This is a genomic window from Candidatus Blastococcus massiliensis AP3 (assembly GCF_000582785.1).
Classification (GTDB): Bacteria; Actinomycetota; Actinomycetes; order Mycobacteriales; family Geodermatophilaceae; genus Blastococcus; species Blastococcus massiliensis.
Genome location: NZ_HG931173.1, coordinates 749,014 through 772,944 on the forward strand (window position 1 = coordinate 749,014; position 23,931 = coordinate 772,944).

General features: G+C 73.2%; 20 protein-coding genes. 11 read left to right on the forward strand and 9 right to left on the reverse strand.

Annotated elements, in window-relative coordinates; translation table 11 throughout:
• Positions 1–2: 2 nt before the first annotated feature.
• Together BN344_RS03650 and BN344_RS03655 are read right to left on the reverse strand one after the other, a co-directional pair.
• Positions 3–800, reverse strand: coding sequence for an SGNH/GDSL hydrolase family protein (locus tag BN344_RS03650; protein WP_040337020.1), 798 nt, complete (start codon positions 798–800; stop codon positions 3–5).
• A gap of 212 nt (positions 801–1,012) precedes the next feature.
• Complete coding sequence (locus tag BN344_RS03655; protein WP_040337021.1) at positions 1,013–2,443, reverse strand: dihydrolipoyl dehydrogenase family protein; 1,431 nt, start codon at positions 2,441–2,443, stop codon at positions 1,013–1,015.
• 35 nt (positions 2,444–2,478) lie between these two features.
• Between BN344_RS03655 and BN344_RS03660 the strand changes: the two genes are divergently transcribed.
• The 6 genes from BN344_RS03660 (at position 2,479) to BN344_RS03685 (ending at position 9,265) form a co-directional block, all read left to right on the forward strand.
• A complete protein-coding gene (locus tag BN344_RS03660; RefSeq protein ID WP_040337022.1) occupies positions 2,479–2,991 on the forward strand; it encodes a flavin reductase family protein in 513 nt (170 codons plus the stop codon).
• A gap of 210 nt (positions 2,992–3,201) precedes the next feature.
• Complete coding sequence (locus BN344_RS03665; protein WP_231486479.1) at positions 3,202–3,696, forward strand: sigma-70 family RNA polymerase sigma factor; 495 nt, start codon at positions 3,202–3,204, stop codon at positions 3,694–3,696.
• Entirely contained in the window at positions 3,680–4,771 is a 1,092-nt protein-coding gene (locus tag BN344_RS03670) for a hypothetical protein (RefSeq protein ID WP_040337023.1), read from the forward strand. The genes BN344_RS03665 and BN344_RS03670 overlap by 17 nt, the downstream gene beginning before the upstream one ends.
• Positions 4,768–5,760, forward strand: coding sequence for an ABC transporter ATP-binding protein (locus tag BN344_RS03675; RefSeq protein WP_051515520.1), 993 nt, complete (start codon positions 4,768–4,770; stop codon positions 5,758–5,760). Before BN344_RS03670 ends, BN344_RS03675 begins: the two co-directional genes overlap by 4 nt.
• Positions 5,757–6,611, forward strand: a complete 855-nt coding sequence (locus BN344_RS03680; RefSeq protein WP_040337024.1) for an ABC transporter permease — start codon at positions 5,757–5,759, stop codon at positions 6,609–6,611. The genes BN344_RS03675 and BN344_RS03680 overlap by 4 nt, the downstream gene beginning before the upstream one ends.
• A gap of 50 nt (positions 6,612–6,661) precedes the next feature.
• Complete coding sequence (locus tag BN344_RS03685; RefSeq protein WP_040337025.1) at positions 6,662–9,265, forward strand: bifunctional FO biosynthesis protein CofGH; 2,604 nt, start codon at positions 6,662–6,664, stop codon at positions 9,263–9,265.
• Between the two features lie 6 nt (positions 9,266–9,271).
• On the opposite strand, the gene BN344_RS03690 is transcribed toward BN344_RS03685, so the two are convergent.
• Entirely contained in the window at positions 9,272–10,030 is a 759-nt protein-coding gene (locus BN344_RS03690) for a sulfite exporter TauE/SafE family protein (protein ID WP_040337026.1), read from the reverse strand.
• 99 nt (positions 10,031–10,129) lie between these two features.
• Here BN344_RS03690 and BN344_RS03695 point away from each other — a divergent pair, with 99 nt between their 5' ends.
• Positions 10,130–10,552 carry a cupin domain-containing protein gene (locus BN344_RS03695; protein ID WP_040337027.1) on the forward strand — a complete coding sequence of 141 codons (423 nt, stop codon included), beginning with the start codon at positions 10,130–10,132 and terminating at the stop codon, positions 10,550–10,552.
• A 26-nt stretch (positions 10,553–10,578) separates the two neighbouring features.
• Positions 10,579–10,995, forward strand: a complete 417-nt coding sequence (locus BN344_RS03700) for a hypothetical protein (protein WP_040337028.1) — start codon at positions 10,579–10,581, stop codon at positions 10,993–10,995.
• A gap of 15 nt (positions 10,996–11,010) precedes the next feature.
• Here the strand turns inward: BN344_RS03700 and BN344_RS03705 are convergent, their stop codons facing one another.
• The 5 genes from BN344_RS03705 to BN344_RS03725 are packed head-to-tail and all read right to left on the reverse strand — an operon-like array spanning position 11,011 to position 19,082.
• A complete protein-coding gene (locus BN344_RS03705; protein WP_051515521.1) occupies positions 11,011–12,240 on the reverse strand; it encodes an MFS transporter in 1,230 nt (409 codons plus the stop codon).
• A complete protein-coding gene (gene narI, locus BN344_RS03710) occupies positions 12,237–12,977 on the reverse strand; it encodes a respiratory nitrate reductase subunit gamma (protein WP_040337029.1) in 741 nt (246 codons plus the stop codon). The genes BN344_RS03705 and narI overlap by 4 nt, the downstream gene beginning before the upstream one ends.
• Complete coding sequence (narJ, locus tag BN344_RS03715) at positions 12,974–13,663, reverse strand: nitrate reductase molybdenum cofactor assembly chaperone (protein WP_040337030.1); 690 nt, start codon at positions 13,661–13,663, stop codon at positions 12,974–12,976. The genes narI and narJ overlap by 4 nt, the downstream gene beginning before the upstream one ends.
• Positions 13,660–15,381 (reverse strand): nitrate reductase subunit beta, encoded by a 1,722-nt coding sequence (gene narH / locus BN344_RS03720; protein ID WP_040337031.1) that lies wholly within the window; start codon positions 15,379–15,381, stop codon positions 13,660–13,662. Before narH ends, narJ begins: the two co-directional genes overlap by 4 nt.
• Positions 15,381–19,082, reverse strand: a complete 3,702-nt coding sequence (locus BN344_RS03725) for a nitrate reductase subunit alpha (protein WP_208091976.1) — start codon at positions 19,080–19,082, stop codon at positions 15,381–15,383. The genes narH and BN344_RS03725 overlap by 1 nt, the downstream gene beginning before the upstream one ends.
• 163 nt (positions 19,083–19,245) lie before the next feature.
• Here BN344_RS03725 and BN344_RS03730 point away from each other — a divergent pair, with 163 nt between their 5' ends.
• From BN344_RS03730 to BN344_RS03740, 3 genes are all read left to right on the forward strand, one after another.
• Positions 19,246–19,602 (forward strand): cupin domain-containing protein, encoded by a 357-nt coding sequence (locus BN344_RS03730; RefSeq protein WP_040337033.1) that lies wholly within the window; start codon positions 19,246–19,248, stop codon positions 19,600–19,602.
• A gap of 30 nt (positions 19,603–19,632) precedes the next feature.
• Positions 19,633–21,327 (forward strand): DUF885 domain-containing protein, encoded by a 1,695-nt coding sequence (locus BN344_RS03735; protein ID WP_040337034.1) that lies wholly within the window; start codon positions 19,633–19,635, stop codon positions 21,325–21,327.
• 83 nt (positions 21,328–21,410) lie between these two features.
• Positions 21,411–21,848, forward strand: coding sequence for a cupin domain-containing protein (locus BN344_RS03740; protein ID WP_051515522.1), 438 nt, complete (start codon positions 21,411–21,413; stop codon positions 21,846–21,848).
• Between the two features lie 68 nt (positions 21,849–21,916).
• Here BN344_RS03740 and BN344_RS03745 read toward each other — a convergent pair whose 3' ends face one another.
• On the reverse strand, positions 21,917–23,920 hold the full coding sequence (locus BN344_RS03745; protein ID WP_155858737.1) for an MSCRAMM family protein: 2,004 nt from the start codon (positions 23,918–23,920) through the stop codon (positions 21,917–21,919).
• Positions 23,921–23,931: the final 11 nt, after the last annotated feature.

Here is a 23,931-nt window from a genome sequence, read left to right on the forward strand (position 1 = left end):
AACTAGCCGCGCGGGAGCGCGAGCGGCACGGGGCGCTTCGGGGCCCGGCCGTCACCGGAGGACCGCCCGCGCAGCCGCCGGCCGATCCACGGCCCGACGTACCCGCGCACCCACGCCGCCTCCTCGGCCAGCGCGGCCCGGAGCGCCCGCGGCGGTCCCGGGGGCAGCGGTGTCCGCCAGTCGTCGTCCCCCACGGGCACGCCGAGCGCGGTGGCCGCCGCCAGGGCCATGCGGCGGTGCCCCTCGGAGGTGAGGTGGATGCGGTCGGTGTCCCACAGCCGGAAGTCCTGGATCCAGCCCGCGCTCCACTGGTCGAGGACGGCGGCGCCGGTGCGGGCCGCGATCGACCAGACGTGGGTGTTGAGGACCGCGATCCTGCCGCGCGCCCGCCGCAGGATGGGGGTGTTGCGGGTGTCGACGCCGGTGGCCAGCAGCACGTCGGCGCCGGCCTCCCGGAACCGGACGACGGTGGCCTCGAGGGTGGCCGCGAGCTCGTCCGGGTCGGCACCGGGCCGCATGAGGTCGTTGCCGCCGGCCACCAGGCTCACCAGGTCCGGCTGCGCGTCCAGCGCGACCGGCACCTGCTCCTCGACCACCTGGCGCAGCAGCCGCCCGCGGATGGCGAGGTTGGCGTACTCGACGTCGTCCTCACCGGCGGCGGCCAGGTGCCCGGCCAGCAGGTCGGCCCAGCCCCGGAACTCGCCCGGGCGCGACGGGTCCGGGTCGTTGAGCCCCTCGGTGAAGGAGTCGCCGAGGGCGATGTAGCGCTGCCAGGGAGCGGAAGAGGGCACGAACTGCACGTCCCTCACTCCATCACGCCCAGCGCGCCGCACAGGATCGCCCGCTGCTGTGCCGTCGCGCACAGCAGCGAGGTTCGACCCGGCGCAAGGATTCCCGCCCCGACGACGCCCCGTCTCCGCTCCCCGAGGGGCCGACATGGCCATATCGGCCCCTCGGGGCCCGGGCGGTCGACGTGTCGGGAAGGCGACGTGGCGACGTGTCGACCTGTCGATCAGTCGTCGTCCCGCCAGGTCTCCAGCAGCCGCAGCCAGATCTCGCTGATCGTCGGGTAGGCCGGGACGGCGTGCCAGAGCCGGGCGATCGGCACCTCGCCGGCGACCGCGATCGTGGCGGCGTGCAGCAGCTCGGCGACGGCCGGCCCGACGAACGTGACGCCGAGGAGCACCTCCCGCTGGGTGTCGACGACCGCGATCGCGGTCCCGGAGTAGCCGTCGGCGAACAGGGAGGCGCCCGCGACGCTGCCGATCGGGTACTCGACGACGCGGTGCGGCAGCTCGGCCTCCTCCGCGGCGGCGGCCGTGAGCCCGACACTGGCGACCTGCGGCGTCGTGAACACCACCGAGGGCGAGGCGGACCCGTCAGCCGTGGCGGCGGTCGGTGACCACGGGGCGCCGTCGACCTCCTCGCCGCGGGCCCGCGCGACGATCGCGGCGCCCGCCTGCCGGGCCTGGTACTTGCCCATGTGCGTCAGGAGCTGCCGGCCGTTGACGTCCCCGACGCCGTAGAGCCAGGGCCGCCCCTCCACCTGCAGCGTGTCGTCCACCGGCAGGTACTCCCCCGGCTCCAGGCCGACGGTGTCCAGGCCGATGTCGGCAGTGCGGGCGCTCCGGCCGACGGCGATCAGCAGCTCGTCACCGCGCACCTCGCCGTCCGACGTGGTCAGGACCACTTCGCCACCGTCCCGCCGCGCGGCGGTGGCCTCGACGCCCACACGGACGTCCACGCCGGCCGCCTCCAGCGCCTCGGTCACCGCCTCGGCGGCCTGCGGCTCGGCGCGCGGCAGCAGCCGCTTCCCGCGCTGGAGCACGGTGACCTGCGAGCCCAGCGCCTGCCAGGCGGTGGCCATCTCGCAGCCGACGTAGCCGCCGCCCAGGACCAGGAGCCGACCCGGCGCCTCCTTCGCGCTGGTGGCCTCCCGGGCGAGCCACGGGGCGACGTCGGCCAGCCCGTCGAGCGGCGGCAGCGTGCCCACCGATCCGGTGCAGACGGCGACGGCGTGCCGCGCCGTCAGCCGGACCTCGCTCCCGTCGGCAGCGGTGACGACGACGGTGCGCTCGCCGGCCAGGCGCCCGGTGCCGCGGACCAGGTCGATGCCGGCACCCTCCACCCACTCGGCCTGCCCGGAGTCGTCCCAGTGCGAGGTGAACGAGTCGCGGCGGGCGAGGGTGGCCGCGACGTCCTGCTCGCCGGTGACCGCCTGCCGCGCCCCGTCGACGGCCCGGGCCTCGGCCAGGACCTCCGTGCCGCGGAGCAGCGCCTTGCTCGGCATGCAGGCCCAGTACGAGCACTCGCCGCCCACCAGTTCGCTCTCCACCAGTACGGCGGACAGCCCGCCCTTGACGACGACGTCGGCGACGTTCTCCCCCGTCGACCCGGCTCCGAGCACGACGACGTCATAGGTGCGTTCTCCGGTATCGGTCACGCGCGCGATCCTGCTCGTGTGCTGGACTGGCCGCCATGCCGGTCGACGCCTCCGAGTTCGCCGCCGCTCTGGGCCAGCACGCCGCGGGCGTGTGCCTGATGACCGTGCGCGACGGCATCGACGACGTCGGGACGACGGTCAGCTCGGTCATGAGCGTCTCGGCCGCTCCGCCGCTGGTCGCCGTGGGCCTGACCGCGGGCGGCTATCCCGCCGAGGTGCTCGAGGAGGTCGGGACCTGCGCGCTGACGGTGCTCGCCGCCCCGCACGCGATCGTGGCCTCCCGGTTCGCCTCGGCGGGGCGCCCCAGCGCGCGGCACCTGCTGGAGGCGGTGCCCTGGACCCGCGCACCCGGGAGCGACGCCATCGTGCTGGCCGGCGGGCTCACCGCCCTGGACTGCCGGCTGGACCGGCTGGTCGAGGCCGGCGACCACGTGCTCGCCCTGCTCGCGGTCTCGGAGGTCCTGCCCGGCGACGCGTCGGCGCCGCCGCTGCTGCGTCACCGCGGCCGCTACGTCGACCCCACGGGGTCCGCCGCCGGCCGCGCCTGACCCGCCCGCCCGTGGCCGCCCGGATCCCGGCACAGTCGGGTGTCACATCCCGGGCCCGGGCGGTGCTGTACGGGTATGGGTCTCGTGCAACAGCCCCGGGCTCCGGGCGCGATGGTCCCGGCACTCGCCGGAACGTTTCCTCCGGCGGCACTGGGGCGGGTCGGCGGCCGGGACGGCCTCGCCGTCCCCGGTCCGTCGGTCCACGGCGCCGTGCGGCCTGACCTGGACGCGGTGTTCCGCCGCGACTACCAGCGCGTGGTCGGCGTCGCCGCCCGCGTGCTCGGCTCCCGGGACTCGGCCGAGGACGTGGCCCAGGAGGTGTTCCTGGCCTTCAACCGCTCCGCGGTCCCCGCCGGGGAGGCCGCCGGCTGGCTCTCGGTCGCCGCTGCCCACACCGCCCTCAACCTGCTCCGCTCGGGGCGGCGTCGCTCGGCCCGTGAGGAGATCGCGGCCGCGGCGGGTCCGCCCGAGGCGCCCGACGTGGCCGACGACGTCGTGACGCTCGACGAGCGCCGCACCGTCCGCGCGGCGCTCGCCCGGCTGCCCCGCAAGCAGGCCGTGGCCCTGGTGCTGCGGCACAGCGGCCTGAGCTACGCCGACGTCGCCGCGGCCCTCGACATGTCCCCCGGCAGCGTCGGCACCACCGTGCGACGCGCCGAATCCGCTCTGCGCAAGGAGTTGAACCGTCATGCGTCACCCCACTGAGGGCGTGCTGCGCCGCCTGCTCGACGAGCCGGCAGGCGTGTCCGAGGCCGACCGCCGGCACATCGCCGGCTGCACGCCGTGCCTCACCGGGCTGGCCGCCGCCCGCGAGGACGCCGGCCTGGTCGACGCGGCACTCTCGGCGGAGGCCCGCGACGTCGACGTCCCGGCGGCGTGGGCCCGGCTGTCCACTGCCGCGCAGTCCTCGGCGGCCCCGGAGCCGGCCTGGGCGCCCGCGCCGGCCCGCCGGAGCCGGATCCGCGAGCTGGTCCGTCGTCCGGCCGTCGCGGCCCTGGCCGTCGGCGTCGTCCTGGCCGGCGCGGGCACCGCGGCCGCCAACGACTGGCTGCAGATCTTCCGCACCGAGGAGATCGCGCCGGTGGGGCTCCGCTCCGCGGACCTGGTCGCGCTCCCGGACCTGGAGGCCTACGGGGACGTCGTGATCACCGGCGACGCCGACCTGCGCCAGGTGCCGGACGCCGCGACCGCCGCCGCGGAGAGCGGCCTCGACGTGCCGGAGGTCGACACCCTGCCGCCGGGCGTCGTCGGGAAGCCGGAGTACCAGGTGGGTGGACAGGTGGTCGCCACGTTCACCTTCTCGGCCGACCGGGCCGCGCAGGCCGCCGCTCAGGACGGGACGACGCTCCCGCCACCACCGCCCGGGCTGGACGGCAGCTCCGTGCGGCTGGTCGCGGGCCCCGGGGTGGCCCAGTCGTGGACCAGCTCCTCGGGAGTGCCGGCGCTGATCGTCGGCCGCGTCGTGGCGCCCACGGCGTACTCCTCCGGCGTCCCGTTCGAGACCGTCCGCGACTACCTGCTGTCGCTGCCGGGTCTGCCCGAGGACGTGGCGACGCAGCTGCGCACGTTCACCGCGGACGGCTCCACCCTGCCGCTGCCGGTGCCGTCGGACTACGTCACCACCTCGGACGCCGAGGTGGACGGCGCGCCGGCGACCGTGCTGACCACCCGCGACCGGACGATGGCGGCCGTCATGTGGGTCGAGGACGGCGTCGTGACGGCGGTGGCCGGCGCCCTGGACACCGACGAGGTGCTCGCGGTCGCCCGGGGGCTGCGGTGAGCTCTCCCGGGTCGGCCGCGGTCGGGGCGGACGCGCTGCGCGACGCCGCGGCCGTGGTCGCGGACCTGCCGCCGGCGCCCGCCGTCTGGTGCACCGGCCTGCGGAAGCGCTACGGGAAGCGCACCGCCGTCGACGGGGTCTCGCTGGAGATCGCCCGGGGCGAGGTGGTCGGCCTGCTCGGACCGAACGGCGCGGGCAAGACCACCGTCATCAAGATGCTCCTCGGGCTGGTCCGCCCCGACGCCGGCGAGGTCATGCTGCTCGGCCAGGCGGCCACCGATCCGGCTTCCCGGGCCCGCGTCGGCTACCTGCCCGAGCTCTTCCGCTACCAGCCCTGGCTGAGCGCGGCCGAGGTCCTGACGCTGCACGTCCGGCTGTCGGGGGCGGAGGTCTCCGCGCAGGAGCAGCGCGACGTCCTGGCGCTGGTCGGCCTGGCCGAGCGCACGGGTGACCGGGTGGGCGGGTTCTCGAAGGGCATGCAGCAGCGGCTGGGGCTGGCCGTGGCCCTGGTGGCGCGTCCCGAGTTCGTCGTGCTGGACGAGCCGACCAGCGCACTGGACCCGCTGGGCCGGGTCGACGTCCGCGACATCGTGCTCGACCTGAAGTCCCGCGGCATCGCCGTGCTGCTCAACTCGCACCTGATCGGCGAGGTCGAACGGGTCTGCGACCGGGTGGTCATCCTCGACCACGGACGGGTCGCCGCCTCCGGCTCGCTCCTGGAGCTGCTGGGCCGGCACGAGGTGCGGCTGCACCTCACCGGCCTGCCCCAGGCGGGCGAGGCGCGGCTGGGGCAAGCCGGCCGCGTCGAGCGGGAGGGCGACTGGTTCACCGTCGCGCTGCCCGTCGACGACGAGACGACGGTGCCCGACCTGATCGCCGACCTCGTGCGACTCGGTGTCCGCGTGCACGCCGTCGAGCCGGGGCGGATCAGCCTGGAGGAGCGACTCCTGGGCATCCTGCGCGACGGAGCGGACGGCGAGCAGCCATGACCGCCCGCGTCGTCCTGACCATCGCGGGGCTGACCCTGCGCGAGGCGTCCCGCCGGCGCGTGCTGCTGGCGCTGGGCGCACTGACCGTCGTCCTGCTCGCGCTCAGCGGATGGGGCTTCTCCCGGTTCGCGGCGGAGTCCGGCGGCACGCTCACCAGCGGCGAGGCGCGGCTGACCGCCTCGATCCTGCTCAACCTCGTCATGTTCGGCTACAGCCTGATCGCCGCGCTGGGCACCGCGTTCCTCGCCGGCCCCACGCTGTCGGGCGAGACGGAGTCCGGGATCGCGCTGGCCGTGCTGGCCCGCCCGATCCGCCGGTCGTCCTTCCTGCTGGGCAAGTGGCTGGGGCTGGTCGTCTTCGGCAGCGGCTACGTCGTCCTCGCCGGTCTCGCGCAGATCCTGGTCGTCCGGGCGACGGTCGACTACTGGCCGCCTGACCCGGCCACCGCCCTCGCGCTCCTGGCCGCGCAGACGACCGTTCTGCTCACCCTGGCCGTGCTGCTCTCCACGGTCATCTCCCCGATGGCGTCGGGCGTGGTCTCCGTCGGCCTGTTCTGCACGACGTGGGTGGCCGGCGTGGTCGGCGGCATCGGAGCGGCCCTGGACAACGACGCCGTCGCCCGCGTCGGCAGCGTGTCGCGGATGCTGCTGCCCACCGACGGCCTGTGGCGGGGAGCGATGAACGCCTTCCAGGACCCGACCGCGCTGCTGCAGTTCGGCGGCACCGACGGGGAGGCGTTCCCGTTCCTGAGCGTGGCGCCGCTGACTGCGGGCTACCTCGCCTGGGCCGTGGTGTGGGTGGCGATGGTGTGGGGCCTGGCCGCGGTGTCGTTCACCCGCAGGGACCTCTGAGGGGCCGGAGCACCCTGCGGCCACTCCGGCGGGTTAGCGTCGGGACCGTCATGACCCCTCTGCCTGCGCCCACCGACTCCGCCCTGCGCCGCGCGCTGACCCGCGCCGAGCGCGGGGTGAGCCTCGACGCGGTGGAGGCGGAGACGCTGCTGCACGCCCGCGGCCTGGCCGAGGGCGAGCCGCTGGACCGGCTGCTCGCGGCCGCCGGCCGGGTGCGCGACGCGGGACTGGCGTCCGCCGGGCGGCCGGGCGTGGTCACCTACAGCCGCAAGGTGTTCATCCCGCTCACCCACCTGTGCCGCGACCGCTGCCACTACTGCACGTTCGTCACCACGCCCGGGCAGCTGCGCGCCGAGGGCAAGGCGCCCTACCTCTCCCCCGACGAGGTGCTCGACGTCGCCCGCGCCGGCGCGGCGATGGGGTGCAAGGAGGCGCTGTTCACCCTCGGCGACCGCCCCGAGGACCGCTGGCCGGTCGCCGCCGAGTGGCTGGAGGCGCACGGCTTCGACTCCACGCTGGGCTACCTGCGCGCGATGGCGATCCGGGTGCTGGAGGAGACCGGGCTGCTCCCCCACCTCAACCCCGGCGTCCTGTCGTGGGAGGAGATCCAGCGGCTCAAGCCCGTCTCGGCGTCGATGGGCATGATGCTGGAGACGACTGCGACGCGGCTGTGGTCCGAACCCGGCGGCCCGCACTTCGGCAGCCCGGACAAGGAGCCCGCGGTCCGGCTGCGGGTGCTGGAGGACGCCGGGCGCTCCGCGGTCCCGTTCACCACCGGCGTGCTGCTCGGCATCGGCGAGGACTACGCCGAGCGGGTCGACGCCGTCCTGCAGATCCGCGCCAGCGCGCAGCGCCACGGGCACGTGCAGGAGACGATCGTCCAGAACTTCCGGGCCAAGCCGCGCACCGCGATGCAGGCGCACGACGACCTGGAGCTGCAGGAGTACGTCGCCGCCGTCGCCGTCACCAGGCTGCTCCTGGGCCCGAAGGCGCGCGTGCAGGCGCCGCCCAACCTGTCCGACTCCACCGAGCTCGGGCTGCTGCTGCGCGCCGGCGTCGACGACTGGGGCGGTGTCTCCCCGCTCACGCCCGACCACGTGAACCCCGAGCGGCCCTGGCCGAACCTGGCGGAACTGGCCAAGCTCACCGATTACGCCGGTTTCACCCTCCGCGAGCGGCTGGCCGCCCAGCCGCCGTACGTGCTGCAGCCCGAGCCGTGGCTCGACCCGCGGGTGCGCCCGCACGTGGAGGCGCTGGCCGGCCCCGACGGGCTGGCCGTCGAGGGACGGCTACCGGTCGGCCTGCCCTGGCAGGAGCCGGACGAGTCGTGGACGTCGACCGGCCGGGTGGACCTGCACGTCGAGGTGGACACCGTCGGCCGGACCGGCGACCGACGCAGCGACTTCGACGCCGTCTACGGCGACTGGTCGGAGCTGCGCGACCGGACGACGAGCGCACGCGACGGGCACTCCACCGCGCTGACCGTCGGCGACCCCGAGGTGCACGCCGCCCTGGCGCACGCGGAGACCGACCCGGCCGGGCTGTCCGACGCCGAGTACCTCGCGCTGCTGGGCGCCGACGGCCCGGATCTGGACGCCCTGACAGCACTCGCGGATACCGTCCGCCGCGACGTCAACGGCGACGACGTCACCTACGTCGTGAACCGGAACATCAACTTCACCAACGTCTGCTACACCGGCTGCCGGTTCTGCGCCTTCGCCCAGCGGCGCACCGACGCCGACGCGTACACGCTGTCGATGGAGCAGGTCGGCGACCGCGTCGACGAGGCGTGGGCCGCCGGCGCCACCGAGATCTGCATGCAGGGCGGAATCCACCCCGACCTGCCGGGCACCGCGTACGTCGACCTGGCCCGCGAGGTGAAGAAGCGGCAGCCGGGCATCCACCTGCACGCGTTCAGCCCCATGGAGATCGTCAACGGCGCCGCCCGCACCGGGCTGTCGTTCCGCGAGTTCCTGACCGAGCTCAAGGCGGCCGGGCTGGACTCGATCCCGGGCACGGCGGCGGAGATCCTCGACGACGACGTCCGCTGGGTGCTCACCAAGGGCAAGCTGCCGACGGCGACGTGGCTGGAGATCATCGGCACCGCGCACGAGGTGGGCCTGCCGACGACGTCGACGATGATGTACGGCCACGTCGACACCCCCGCGCACTGGGTCGGGCACCTGCGCACGCTCGCCGCGCTGCAGGACCGCACCGGTGGGTTCAGCGAGTTCGTGCTGCTGCCGTTCGTGCACCACAATTCGCCGATCTACCTGGCCGGCGTCGCCCGCCCGGGCCCGACCGTGCGGGAGAACCGGGCCATCCACGCCGTCGCACGCCTGCTCCTGCACGGCCGGATCCCGAACATCCAGACGTCGTGGGTGAAGCTCGCCGACGCCGGCACCAAGGCGGTGCTGCAGGGCGGCGCCAACGACCTCGGCGGCACGCTCATGGAGGAGACGATCAGCCGGATGGCCGGCAGCGAGAACGGCTCGCTGAAGACCATCGCGGAGCTGGAGGCCATGGCCGCCGCGATCGGCCGGCCGGCCCGCCAGCGGACGACGGAGTACGGCACGCCGTCGGCCGAGCGCATCGCCACCGCCCGGTCCGAGGAGGGCCGCGCCCGGCTGACGCTCTCGATCACGCCGTCCTGAGCGGGTTCACCGTCCGGCCAGTGACGTGACCACGGTCGCCAGACCGGTGACCAGGACGAGGACCAGCGTGAGCCTCCGGAACAGCTCGACGGGCAGCCGCGAGCCGAGAGCGGTCCCCACGGCGTTGCCCAGCAGCGCTCCGGGCAGCCACCACGCCAGCAGCGGGCCGAGCCGGTCCGCCTCGAGTCCACCGCTCAGCCCGATCAGGGCGATCGCGATCCCGTTGCAGAAGATGAAGTAGACGGCCAGGTCAGCGACGAACTCCCGCGGTTCCGCCCGCTGCCGGGAGAGCAGGATGACCGGCGGTGGGCCGTTGAGCGACGTCGTCACGCCCAAAAAGCCCCCGAGCAGCCCGGCAGTGCCCGACTGCAGCCGGGGTGGCGGGCCGGCGTCCTCAGCCCGTGGCGGCGGGGAGCGGACCAGCAGGTGGGCGGCCACCCCGACCGCCACGGTGCCGGCACCGACCTTGAGCACCGCGTCGTCCACCGAGTCACGCAGCAGCAGGCCCAGGAGGAGTCCGGGCACGCACCCGAGCACCAGCCAGAGGGCCCGGCGCCGGTTGACCCAGGCGCGCAGCCTAGCCGCGACCACGATCCGCGCCAGGCCGGAGATGGTCAGGTTGACGACGACCACGTCGGCGAGCGGGAAGCCGGCCAGCAGCAGCAGCGGCGTGCACACGAGGGCGAACCCGAACCCCGTGACCCCGCCCAGCACGCTGGCCAGGAGTACGACCACACCGCCGGCGACCAGCAGCAGGACGTCCACGACGGGTCACCCTGGCAGACCGGGGGTACCGGGCTCGTTGCCGGGCCTCGTGCTCCCGTTAGCCTCCGACTGGATCCGAACACTGCACCGAGGAGAGCCATGCTCGACGAGCACTCCGACGCCTGGCACCGCCCGCTGCGGCACATCGCGGCCGGCGACCTCTCGGCCGACACCGGGCAGACCCCGGGGATGGCCCGCAGCGAAGCGATCTCGTCGTCCACGGTGGGCTCCCAGCGGCTCTGGATGGGCCGGACGACGGTGGGCCCGGGAGCGACGTCGGGCAACCACCACCACGGCGAGTCCGAGACGGCGATCTACGTCGTCTCCGGGCACCCGGTCTTCGTCTTCGCCCGCGACGGCGAGGAGATCCGGCTGACCCCGGAGCCGGGCGACTACGTGTTCGTGCCGCCGTACACCCCGCACCGCGAGGAGAACCCGGGCGGGGAGGAGGCCGTCGTCGTCATCGCCCGCAGCAGCCAGGAGGCGATCGTGGTCAACCTGCCCGGCGGCCTCATCGGCTGACCGGCCGGCGTCGCTAGCCTCGGTACGTGGGTCTCTTCAGGAAGTTCGCCTACAGCGACGGGCGGTGGAGCCGGGGTGGCCCGACCGCGGTGCCGTTCCTCCTGGTGGACGTGCACGACAGCGGGTTCGCCACGGTCGACCACCGCCGCGCCGACGCCAGCGGCGGGCGCTTCTTCCTGCGCTACGAGCCGAGGTTCTACTTCGCGGAGGTGGACGCCTCCGACCCGGTCGACGTCGACGCCGAGGCCGAGGGCTTCGCCGCGTGGGCGAAGGAAGCCACCGGCGCCGAGCTCGACCCCGCCGACGTGCGCCCGCTGCTGGCCTCCCCGACCGGGATGCCGCCCACCGACGAGTCGGTCGAGCTGACGGTCGACCGGCTGGCCGCGTTGGCCGGGCTGCCGCCGCTGGAGTGGCCCACCGAGGCCGACGGATACGCCGGCTGAGCCGTCAGCAGCTCCTCAGCCGGTCGAGGACCGGTGGTCACCCGCCTGCATCCCCCACGCCGTGAAGCAGGCCGCGACCGCCGCGGTGATCGCGAGCAGCCACAGGCCCGGCTGGTAGTTCCCCACCCAGCCGTAGATGGCGCCCATGACCAGCGGCGGGGCGAAGCCGCCCAGACCGCCGGCCGCGCCGACGATGCCGGTCACGGCGCCGACCTTGCCGGGCGGCGCCGCGATCGCCACCAGCGCGAACACGGCCCCCGAGGAAGCTCCCAGCGCCGCTGCCATCCCCAGGAAGGCGACCGTCCCGAACGTCTCGAGCGGCTGCTCCAGGGCGGAGATGGCCGCGAACACGGTCACCACGGCGAAGCACACCGTCAGTACCGGGATCGGGTGGAACCGGTCGGAGAGGATGCCGCCCACGGGGCGCATGACCACGGCGAGGACGACGAACCCGGCCGTGCGCAGCGCGGCGTCGCCGGGCTCCAGGTCGAAGGCGTCCCGGAGGTAGGTGGGCAGGTACACGCTGAACGCGACGAAGCCGCCGAAGCCGACCGCGTAGAGGAACGACAACTGCAGCGTGATCGGCAGGCGGAAGGTCTCCCAGGTGCGCCGCAGGAAGCTGCCGCCGGCGGGCGGCGGACGGTCCGGTGCATCTCGCAGCAGCAGCCAGGAGACGACGGCGTAACCGGCGAGCAGGACGGCGACCAGCACGAACGGGAACTCCGGGCCGACAGCGTCGCGCAACTGCACGGTGCTGAACGCCGAGATCGCGGTGCCGCCCATGCCGGCGCCGAAGACCCCCAGCGCGGTCCCCCGTTTCGCCGGCGGGAACCAGGCATTGAGCAGCGGGACGCCGATGGCGAACGTCGTGCCGCCGAGTCCGAGCACGAGACCGCCGAGCAGCATCAGCGCGTAGCTGTCGCCCGCCACGTAGCCGATGAACAGCACCGGCAGGATGGTGAGCGCGCTCAGCAGCGGGAACATGGTGCGCGCGCCGAACCGGTCCGTGAGCGCACCGACGGGGATGCGGCCCAGCGATCCCACGATGACCGGCACGGCCACCAGCAGCGACTTCTGCAGGGCGCTCAGGGAGAGGGCCTCGGTGTAGAAAGCCCCCAGCGGGCTGATCAGCGCCCACGCCCAGAAGTTGATGGCGAACCCGACTGTCGCCACCCCGAGCATCACCCAGGCCTGGCGGGGCACCGCCGTCGCCGTCGGCGCCCCCGCGGCCGCCGCCCCGCTCATCGTCGACCGCCTCCCACCCGGTCCCAACCTCGCGGCGTGGCGCGGTTGCCCAGCTGCTCGTCGCGGCTGCGGTAGACGATGTAGGGCCGGGTGAAGTAGCCCAGCGGGGCGCTGAACACGTGCACCAGCCGGGTGAACGGCCAGATGGCGAAGAGCACCAGCGCCGAGAGCGCGTGCAGCTGGAAGCCCAGGCCGGCCTCGGTCATCAGCTCGGGCTGCGGATCGAAGTAGAAGATGCTGCGGAACCACGGCGAGACGGTGTCGCGGTAGTCGACGCCCTCGTGCCCGACGGCGCCCAGCACGGTGTTGCTCAACCCGAACAGGATGGTCACCGTCAGCACGAGGTACATGAACTTGTCGTTCCTCGTCGTCGCGCTGAACACAGGGCCCACGGTGCGCCGCCGGTAGATCAGGATCGCCAGCCCCACCAGAGTGCCGAACCCGGCGATCGCCCCCACTCCGATGGCCAGGGCGTGGTAGGCGTCCTCGGAGAGCCCGGCCGCGTCCGTCCAGGACTTCGGTATGCCCAGACCCATCACGTGCCCGATGAGCACGAACAGGATCCCGAAGTGGAACAGTGGGCTCCCCCACCGCAGCAGCCGGCTCTCGTAGAGCTGGCTGGAGCGGGTGGTCCAGCCGAACTTGTCGTACTTGTACCGCCAGTAGTGCCCGACGACGAAGATCGCCAGGCTGACGTACGGGACGACGACCCAGAGCAGGATCTCCAGTGCGCTCATCGGGGGGCTCCAGCGGGTGCTCCGGAATGCGGCGGCGGGATGTACTCCGGTGGCGCGAACGGCGTCGCACCGTAGGGATCGAGGCCGACCTCCTCGGTGGGCGGTCCCTCCCGGGCCAGCCGCAGCACCGCCTCCCGGTCCTCGGCCCGCACGGGCGGCAGCGTGGCGCAGACCGCCTCCAGCACGCGCACGTACGGAGACGACCGCTCCTCGAGGGCCAGCCGGATGAGCTCCAGCCCCGCCCGGTGCTCGTTCAGCAACCGCTCCCCCCGGACGGCGTCTCCGAGCGCGGTGAACTCCAGGACGACCGCCAGGTGGTCGGGCAGTTCGTGGTCGGCGAGGGTCATCCCCGCCCGGCCGTAGAGGTGCTTGAACTGCAGGAGCGCCATGCCGCGCTTCCGCGTGTCGCCGTAGGCGTAGTACGTCAGGTACAGCGAGCACCGGCGGCGGAGGTCGAAGGTCTCGACGTAGGCCGCCTGCTGCTCGGTCAGGGGCGTGGTCTCCAGGTGGTCGAGAAACCTCCCGAGCGGCCCGGCGAACTCTCCCGGGAGCGGGGCCACCGCCGTCCTCAGCAGCGGGAGCCGGCCGACCAGTTCCTCGTCCGGATAGCCGATCAGCAGGGACGCCGCCTGGCGCGCGGTGGCGACCTGGGCCGGCGTCGCCCCGCCGCCTGGACGCAGCCTCACGGCCTGGGCTCCGTGGCGCCCGGCGAGTCGGGTCCGGCCCCTCCGCCGTCCGGTCCGTGCCGCGCGTCGTCGTCGCGGGGCGGGAACAGCCCGTCGGGCGCGCCCTTCCCGTCCCAGTTGAGCAGGTTGACCCGCTGCTCCTTGGTCGGTGGCGCCGACAACGTGTCGGTCGTCTGCCGGGCTGCGAGCATGTGGAAGTTCTCCACTGCGATGGGGGTCGAGCCACCCGACATCTCGCCGAACGGCCCCCAGCCGCCCATACCCGGGCCCTCGTCGTAATCCAGCGAGCAGCCGCTGTCGAACTCCTCCTGCCCGGGGCCCTGCTCGGCGTGCGCCAGCGGGATCACGTACCGCTCGTCGTACTTGGCGATGGCCAGCAAGCGGTGCATGTCCTCGATGTCGCGCCCGGTCATGCCGACGGCGCCGGCGATCGACTCGTCGGCGGGCCGGCCGAGGTTCAGGTCCCGCATGTAGGACCGCATCGCGCCGAGCTTCTTGAGCACCCCGGTGACCAGGTCGGTGTCACCGGCGGCGAACAGTTCGGCCAGGTACTCGACCGGGATCCGCAGCGACTCGATGGCCCCGAAGATGTTGCCGGCGTCCTCCCCGTCGTGACCGGTCTCGGTGAGCGCGTCCACCACCGGCGACAACGGCGGGATGTACCAGACCATCGGCATGGTCCGGTACTCCGGATGCAGCGGGAGGGCCACCTCGAAGCGGGTGATCAGCGAGTAGATGGGCGAGCGCTGCGCGGCGTCGATCCAGTCGCGGGAGATCCCGGCCTGCTCGGCGGCACGGACCACCTGCGGGTCGTGGGGGTCGAGGATGATCGACCGCTGGGCGGCGTAGAGGTCCCGGTCGTCCGGGGTGGACGCCGCCTCGAGGACCCGGTCGGCGTCGTACAGGACGATGCCGATGTACCGCAGCCGGCCCACGCAGGTCTCCGAGCAGAAAGTCGGGATGCCCACCTCCACGCGCGGGAAGCAGAACGTGCACTTCTCGGCCTTGCCGGTGCGGTGGTTGAAGTAGACCTTCTTGTACGGGCAGCCGGTGACGCACTGCCGCCAGCCACGGCAGCGGTCCTGGTCGACCAGGACGATGCCGTCCTCCTCGCGCTTGTAGATCGCGCCCGACGGGCAGGAGGCGGCGCACGACGGATTGATGCAGTGCTCGCAGATCCGCGGCAGGTAGAACATGTAGGTCTGCTCGAACTTCTCCTTGATCTCCGCCGAGATCTTCTTCAGGACCGGGTCGTCCTGGGTCAGTTCGGGCGCGCCGCCGAGGTTGTCGTCCCAGTTGGCGCTCCACTCGATGCTCATCGGCTTGTTCGTCAGCAGGGAGCGGGGCTGCGCGACCGGGGTGTGCTCCTGGAGCGGAGCGTTGGTGAGGGTCTCGTAGTCGTAGGTCCAGGGCTCGTAGTACTCCTGGATCGAGGGCAGCTTCGGGCTGGAGAAGATCTGCAGCAGGCGCGTGAGCCGGCTCCCCGTCCTCAGCCGGAGCTTGCCGTTGCGGCCGACCGTCCAGCCGCCCTTCCACTTCTCCTGGTCCTCGTAGGTCCGGGGGTACCCCTGCCCGGGGCGGGTCTCGACGTTGTTGAACCACACGTACTCGACGCCGCTGCGGTTGGTCCACGCCTGCTTGCAGGTGACCGAGCAGGTGTGGCAGCCGATGCACTTGTCGAGGTTCATCACCATGCCCATCTGGGCCATGACACGCATCAGTACTGCACCTCCTGGCTGCGGCGGCGGATCACGGTCACCTCGTCGCGCTGGTTCCCCGTCGGCCCGAGGTAGTTGAAGGCGAACGACAGCTGCGCGTAGCCCCCGATCAGGTGCGTGGGCTTGAGGAAGAGCCGGGTCAGGGAGTTGTGGATGCCGCCCCGCTTGCCGGAGGTCTCGGTGCGGGGGACGTCGATGAGCCGGTCCTGGGCGTGGTGCATGTAGACCGTGCCCTCCGGCATGCGCGAGGAGACGATCGCGCGGGCGACGACGACGCCGTTGCGGTTGACCGCCTCGATCCAGTCGTTGTCCCGCACGCCGACCTTGGCCGCGTCCTGCGTGCTCATCCAGATCGCCTGCCCGCCCCGCGACAGCGACAGCATGAACAGGTTGTCCTGGTACTCCGAGTGGATCGACCACTTGTTGTGCGGCGTCAGGTACCGCACGGTGATGCCCAGTTCGCCGGTGTCGCCGATCTGCGGCTCGCCGAACAGCGTGTGCATGTCCAGCGGTGGCCGGAACACCGGCAGGTTCTCCCCCGCCTCGGTCATCCAGTCGTGATCGAGGAAGAAGTGCATCCGCCCGGTCAGCGTGTGCCAGGGCTTGAGGCGCTCCACGTTGATGGTGAAGGGCGAGTACCGCCGTCCGCCGTGCTCGCTGCCCGACCACTCCGGGGAGGTGATCACCGGGGTCGGCGCCGCCTGCGTGTCCGCGAAGGTGATCAGCTTGCCCTCGTGCTCGGCGGCCAGGTCCGCCATCCGGGTGCCGGTGCGCTCCTCCGCGGCCCGGAAGCCCTGGGTCGCGAGCCGGCCGTTCGTCGTCCCGGAGAGGGCGAGGATGGTCTCGCACCAGTGCACGTCGCGGGCCAGCGCGGGCCGTCCGGCCGCGGCGCCGTCCCGGATGACGCCGTTCTTGTGCCGGAGGTACTCGACCTCCTTGTCGGGCTTGGTGGGAACGCCCTTGACCTGCAGCCCCAGCTCCTCCACCAGCGGCCCGAGCGCCGACCACTTCTGGGCGACGGCGGCGTAGTCGCGCTCCTGCACGACGAACTTCGGCATCGTCGTGCCCGGTACCGGATCGCACTCGCCGGCCTTCCAGTCCCGCACCACCCCCCGCGGGTTGGCCAGCTCGTCGGGGGTGTCGTGCAGGAGCGGCAGCGCCATGAGGTCCTTGCGCACGCCCAGGTGCGTGGCCGCCAGCCGGCTGAACTGGCGGGCGATGGTGCCGAACGCGTCGAAGTCCGTGCGCGTCTCCCACGGCGGGGAGATCGCCGGGTTGAACGAGTGCACGTAGGGGTGCATGTCGGTGGTATTCAGGTCGTGCTTCTCGTACCAGGTGGCGGCCGGGAGTGTGATGTCGGAGAAGACCGTCGTACTGGTCATCCGGAAGTCGAGCGCCAGCAGCAGGTCCAACTTCCCGGTGGGCGCCTCCTCCCGCCAGACGACGTCCTTCGGGCGGGCCCCGGGCGGCGCCTCCGCGGCGCGCACCGAGGAGTCCGCACCCAGCAGGTGCTTGAGGAAGTACTCGTTGCCCTTCGCCGAGGACCCCAGCAGGTTCGCCCGCCAGATGGTGAGCACCCGCGGGAAGTTCTCCGGGGCGTCCGGATCCTCGGCGGCGAACCGGAGGCTGCCGTCGCGCAGGCCGTCGATCACGTGCTCGCCCGGTTGCTTCCCCGCGGCGGCGGCCTCGTCGGCGAGGTCGAGCGGGTTGCGGTTGAACGTCGGGTAGGACGGCATCCAGCCCATGCGGGCCGACTGCGCGAGGACGTCGGCCGGCGTCTTCCCGTCGAAACGTCCGGTGCCGAGCGGGGAGGCGAAGCCGTCGAGGGTCGTCCGGTCGTAGCGCCACTGGTCGGTGTGCAGGTACCAGTAGGCGGTCTGGATCATCTGCCGCGGCGGGCGGGCCCAGTCGAGGGCGGAGGCCAGGGTCATCCAGCCGGTGACCGGCCGGCACTTCTCCTGGCCGACGTAGTGGGCCCAGCCCCCGCCGTTCACGCCCTGGCACCCGGTGAGCGTCGTCAGGGTGAGGAAGGCGCGGTAGATCGTGTCGGAGTGGAACCAGTGGTTCGTCCCCGCACCCATGATGATCATGGATCGTCCGGAGGACTCGTCGGCGTTCTGCGCGAACTCGCGGCCGATGCGGGCGGCCGCGGCAGCGGGCACGCCGGTGAACTGCTCCTGCCAGGCCGGGGTGTAGGGCTGCGATGCGTCGTCCAGCCCCGTCGGCCACTCCCCGGGCATCCCCGGGCGACCGACGCCGAACTGCGCGAGCAGCAGGTCGTACACCGTCGTCACCAGGTGCTTCCCGACCCGCCGGACCGGGACGCCCCGGCGCATGGTGGCGCCCTCCCCGCGGGGGGTGTCGAACCGCGCCAGGTTTACCGCCGCGGTCTCCGCCCCATCGGCGTCGAGGGTCAGGAGGGGGTCGACCTCACCGAGGTCGAGGTTCCACTTCCCCTTCCCCGCCTCGCCGAAGCGGAAGCCGAGCGAGCCGTTCGGCACGTGCGGCTCCCCGCTGGCGGAATCGACCAGCACGGTCTTGAACTCCGCACCCTCCTGCACGTCACCGAGATCTGCGGCGGTGAGGAACTTGCCGGGCACGTACCCGTCCCCGCGCGGGGTGAGGGTCAGCAGGAACGGCAGGTCGGAGTACTTCTTCACGTAGTCGGTGAAGCGCGGCACCTGCCGGTCGACGAAGAACTCCCTGAGCACGACGTGGCCCATGGCCATCGCCAGCGCGCCGTCGGTGCCGGGGTGGGGGGCGAGCCAGTCGTCGGCGAACTTCGTCGCGTCGGAGTAGTCCGGGCTGATCACCACGACCTTCTGGCCGCGGTACCGGGCCTCGGTCATCCAGTGCGCGTCCGGTGTGCGGGTGACCGGCACGTTGGAGCCCCAGAGGATGAGGTAGGCGGCGTCCCACCAGTCGCCGGACTCGGGAACGTCGGTCTGGTCGCCGAACACCTGAGGCGAAGCCACCGGCAGGTCCGCGTACCAGTCGTAGAACGACAGCATCGGGGCGCCGATGAGCGACATGAACCGGGCGCCCGCCGCGTGGGACACCATCGACATGGCCGGGATCGGTGAGAAGCCGGCGATCCGGTCCGGCCCGTACTTCTTGATCGTGTGCACGTGGGCGGCCGCGATCATCTCGGTCGCCTCGTCCCAGGACGCCCGCACGAGGCCGCCCCTGCCGCGCTGCGACTTGTACGTGCGCGCCTTCTCCGGGTCGTCGACGACGTCGGCCCACGCGAGCACCGGGTCACCGAGTCGCTGGCGGGCCTCCCGGTACATCTGCAGCAGCGAGCCGCGGACGTAGGGATAGCGGACCCGGGTCGGCGAGTAGGTGTACCAGGAGAACGCCGCGCCGCGGGGGCAGCCGCGGGGCTCGTACTCGGGCCGGTCGGCGCCGGTCGACGGGTAGTCGGTCTGCTGCGCCTCCCAGGTGATGATCCCGTCCTTGACGTAGACCTTCCACGAGCAGGATCCGGTGCAGTTCACGCCGTGCGTGGAGCGGACGACCTTGTCGTGGCTCCACCGGTCCCGGTAGAAGCTGTCCGCGTCGCGGCCACCGATCTGGTGGAGGGAACGGAGATCGGCGCTGACCTCGCCCTTGCGGAAGTATCTCGAGGTCTTGACGAGGGCCTCCGCGAGTCCGCCATCGAAGCCGGCCCGCTCAGTTCCGCTCTGCCGCGTGCTCGCCACAGCCCCGCCCATCCGGGCCGCCGCGCCACCTCGACGCAGACGGTTTCCCTCGTCACTGGTCGTGTGGCCCGACCATGGCACAGATCACATTCCGTCGCACCGACGAGGGCACCGGCGGTCGTCACCCGCAGCGGACACCGGTCACGGGTCCTAGGGTCGGTGCATGACGACGGATGCCCCCATCGACCTGCACGCACTCGCCGGTGAGCTCCTGGAGAAGGCGACCTCGGAGCATTCCGGCCGGGCGGGACGCACGCTCCCGCACCCGGTGGACGGCCTGCGCCAGACCGTCATCGCGCTGCGGGCGGACGCCGAGCTGAGCGAGCACGAGAGCCCCGGCCCCGCGAGCCTCCTGGTCATCCGGGGGCAGGTGCGCCTGGTCGCCGGCGACGAGTCGGTGACCCTCCCGGCGCATCAGATCTGCCCCATCCCGAACCGGCGGCACAGCCTGCACGCCGACGAGGACAGCGTCGTCCTGCTCAGCGTCGCCGTCCCCCAGCGCGCGCCCGAAGCCGACTGAGGCACGAGCCCCGGGGTTAGCGTGGGGTCGATGAACCCCTTCCCCGATCGGCCCACCGAGCTCGACCAGCTGGCCGACGGGTTCGTCGAGAGCTATGCCGCCTCCCAGCCGACGGTCGCCACCTACATCGGCGTCGCCGGGCACGACGACCGCTGGCCCGACCTCAGCAGCGAGGGGCACGAGTCGCACGCGGACCTGCTGCGCAGCACTCGGGCACGCGTCGAGGCGTTGGAACCCACCGACCGCCGCGACGAGGTCGCGCGCAGCGCCATGCTCGAGCGGATCGGCGCCGAGCTCGACAGGTACGACGCCGGGTACGCCCAAGCGGAGCTGAACACCATCGACAGCCCGCTGCAGGGGTTCCGCGGGACGTTCGACCTCATGCCCACCGAGACGGAGGAGGACTGGGCCACCGTCGCGGCGCGGCTCGCGGCGATGCCGGCCGCGCTGCTCCGGTACGCACGCGGACTGGACGACGCGGCCTCCCGCGGGAACGTCTCCGCCGCGCGGCAGGTGCGCCTGGCCGCGGAGCGGGCGCGGCAGTGGGCCGGCACGCCTGACCGGCCCGGCTTCTTCACCGACCTCGTCGGCCAGGCGCCGGAGTCCGTGGACGGCGCGCTCGGCCGCGACCTGGCCGACGCGGCCGAACGGGTGTCGGGCTCCCTGCACGGGTTCGCCGATCACCTGGAACGGGTGCTGCTCCCTTCCGCACCCGCGGTCGACGGGGTCGGGCGGGACCGGTACCTGCTCGAGTCGAGCTACCACACCGGCGCCCGCCTGGACCTCGACGAGACCTACGAGTGGGGCTGGGCCGAGCTCGCCCGCATCGTCGCCGAGAAGCGCCGGGTCGCCGAGGAGATCGCGCCCGGCCAGGGGGTCGCCGGCGCGATGGCCGCCCTGGACGCCGACCCGGCCCGGATGATTCGCGGCCGCGCCGCGCTGCAGGCGTGGCTGCAGGACACCGGCGACCGAGCCATCGCCGCTCTCGACGGGGTCCACTTCGACATCCCCGAGCCGGTACGGCGGCTCGAGGGCCGCTTGACCCCGACCGCCGGCGAGGGCGTCTACTACTCGGCCCCCACCGAGGACTTCAGCCGGCCGGGCCGGATGTGGTGGTCGCTGCCCGAGGGGGTCGAGGACATGACCACCTGGCGCGAGACCACGACCGTCTTCCACGAGGGGGTGCCGGGCCACCACCTGCAGATCGGGCAGGCGGTGCACAACGCCGACCGGCTCAACCGGTGGCAGCGGCTGCTGTGCTGGTGCTCGGCCAACGCCGAGGGCTGGGGGCTCTACGCCGAGCGGCTCATGGAGGAGCTCGGCTTCCTCGACGACCCCGGCGACCGGCTGGGCATGCTGGACGCGCAGGAGCTCCGTGCCGCCCGCGTCGTCCTGGACATCGGCCTGCACCTCGACCTGCCCATCCCGTCCGGTGCCGCCGAGAGCGACCGCTGGTCCTACGACGTCGCCCTGGCCTTCCTCCGCGAGCACGTGAGCATGGAGGACGCCATGCGGGTCGACGAACTGCACCGCTACCTCGGGTGGCCCGGGCAGGCGCCGGTGTACAAGGTCGGCGAGCGACTGCTGTTGGTCTGCCGCGACGAGGCGCAACGGCGGATGGGCGCGGAGTTCGACCTCAAGCGCTGGCACGCGGACGTCCTCGACCTCGGACAGCTCGGCCTGGATCCGCTCGCCGCCGAGCTCGCCCGCATGACAGCGCCCTGACGACGACGTCCCGCGTGCGTAGCCGTTGACCTCCAGGCGACGCACCGGCACGGTCAGGGCACCGATGCGCAACGGGGGTTCTGATGACGTTCCTCGGAGCTGGAGAAGGAGCACGGCTCACCGCGCTGGGCTCCACGTACACGACCAAGGCCGAGACCGGGACCTACTGGCTGGTCGAGGAGGAGTTCTGGGGCGAGACGACGCCCCTGCACGCGCACACCAGCGCGGAGGAGTCGTTCTACGTCCTGCACGGCCGGGTCGCGGTGTGGCTGGACGGCGAGGAGACGGAGGCCGGACCCGGCACCTTCCTCCAGGTCCCCCGCGGGCGGCCGCACGCCCTGCGCCGGCTCGACGACGATCCGGTGCGGATGCTCACCCTCGTCTCGCCGCCGGGCATGGAGCTGTTCTTCCAGGCCGTGGCGGCCGAGGGTGAGGAGGAGCTGCTCGCCGATCCCGAGCGGCTGATGGCACTCGCCGCGCGGCACGGCACGACGATCCTGGGCGACTACCCCGCCCCCTGAGTCCACGGCCGGGCGGGGTCGCGCCGCGTCGGCCGCCGGGAGTACCGACGGCCGACGCCGGGCAGGCATCAGAGGCGACGACGCGTCCGGCTGCGCAGGAGCGAGTAGCCGCCCACGACCACTCCGACGAAGAGGATGCCGACGCTGGCCACCAGCCCCGCGGTCAGCACCTGCGAGCTGCTCTCGGTCACGAGCTCCGGCGCGTCCTCCGCGGCGACGAACAACTGACCGCTGCCCTGGTCGGCCGGCGGTGGCGCTGACACTGACTCCGGGGTCGCCGGGGCGTCCTGCTCCTCCTCGACGGGCGTCCCGCTCCGGTCGACGACGCGGGCGCGCGGTGCGCCGGCCGCACCGTCCCCTGGCGCGCCACCTGCACCCGCCGACGCGGCATCCGACGGCGTCGCTGCACGCGGCTCGGCCGGGTCGCCCGGCGCAGCCGAGGGCGTCCCCTGGGCGGGCGGCTGCGGGGAGGTCGTGGGTGCCGGGACCCCGGCCTGGGGACCGCCGCCGGGCACGCTGCCCGGCTGCTGCTCGGCAGGCCCCTCGGCCGGCTCCTCACCCGGCTCCCCGCCCGGCTCCCCGCCCGGCTCCTCACCCGGCTCCTCGGCGGTGGGGAGCGTGATCTCCACGCGCCATGCGTCTCCGCCGTCCGCCGGCCGCGGCCCCATGGTGAGCGACACCGGCTCGCTCCCGCCCTCGACCGTGAACGACCACGCCCCCGGCACGAACCAGCCGTCCCAGGCGGCGGCTCCCTCCTCGTCGGTGACGGCCGGCTCCGGCTCGTGACCCGGGCCCGCGAGCGTGACGCCCAGGGCCTGGACCGGCACGTCCCCGGAGAGGACGCGCACCTCCACCCGTGTGCGGAAGACGGAGGCGTTGGTCACCGTCGTCGTCGAGACGCAGGCCGTCGGAGTGGTGGAGGTGCAGAGGTCCAGCGGGCCGATCTCCTGGGCCACCGCCAGCCCGGTGGGCGCCGCCGTCTGACGCACGGAGTAGGTGCCGGCCGGAAGCGCGATCTCCGCCCCCTCCGTCCCCCGGGCACTCGTCGCACCCTCACGGACCGCCTCGATCGCGCAGGTGCCCGCCGGGCCGGTGGTGCACGTGCCGGCGACGATCTCCGAACCCGTGCGGCTCAGCTCGAACACGGCGCCCGACAGGTCCAGCCCCTCGGGCACGGGACCCGTCGTCTGCAGGGCCAGGGTGGCCGACCCGGTGGCCGGTGGCAGCGGAACCGAGGGCGTGCTCACCAGGAGCGTGCCGACGTCCCAGGTGTTGCCCCCGGTCGCGGTCACGGAGAGATCCAGCGTCACGGCGGTGTACCTCGAGGAGCTGTCGACGGGCGACAACGTCCAGGCACCAGGGCGGAAGATCTGCGTGCGCGGCGTGGTGGCGAAGGTCAGCTCACCCTTGCGGTCGGTCCGCTCGACACCCGCATCGAGCACGTCGCGGTCGAACAGCAACGTGCGGAAGCCTGGACCGGTGAGCCGGAACCTCGCGTTGCTGACCGGGTCTCCGGTGGCCTGGTCGACGACACGCGCGGTGATCGTGTGCCGGTACTCGGACACGTTGTCGATGTCCAGGTCCTTGCTGATCGGGTACAGGCGCGCACCGAAGACGGTGTGCCAGCAGTCGCAGATGCGGACCGTGGCGAGGGTTCCGGGTGCAGGCGTCAGCCCGGCTACGGGCATGGATGCGACCTGGGTGACCGTGTACCTGCCGGCGGGCAGCCGGAGGGACGGCGTCCCGTTGCCGCTGACGTCGTCGTCGGCAGTGAAGCGGACGTCGCACCACCCGAGCTCCTGTGTCAGGCAGGTCCCCGTGAACCCGGGCGACGAGAAGCGGATGGCCGCACCGGAGAGGTCGAGTCCGGCGGGGACGCTCCCCCGGGCGTCGAGGTCGACGTCGAGGGCGCGCACGGAGCCGAGGTCCGGCACGGCTGGAGGCGCCGGGGCCGCCACTGCCGCCGGGGCCACGAGCACGCCGAGCGCCAGCGTGGCGATCGCGACGAGGGAGCCGAGCGCGGACAACCGCCACCGAGCACGGGAGGGGTGTGGGCTGGCCGACTGCTTCACGATGACGTCTC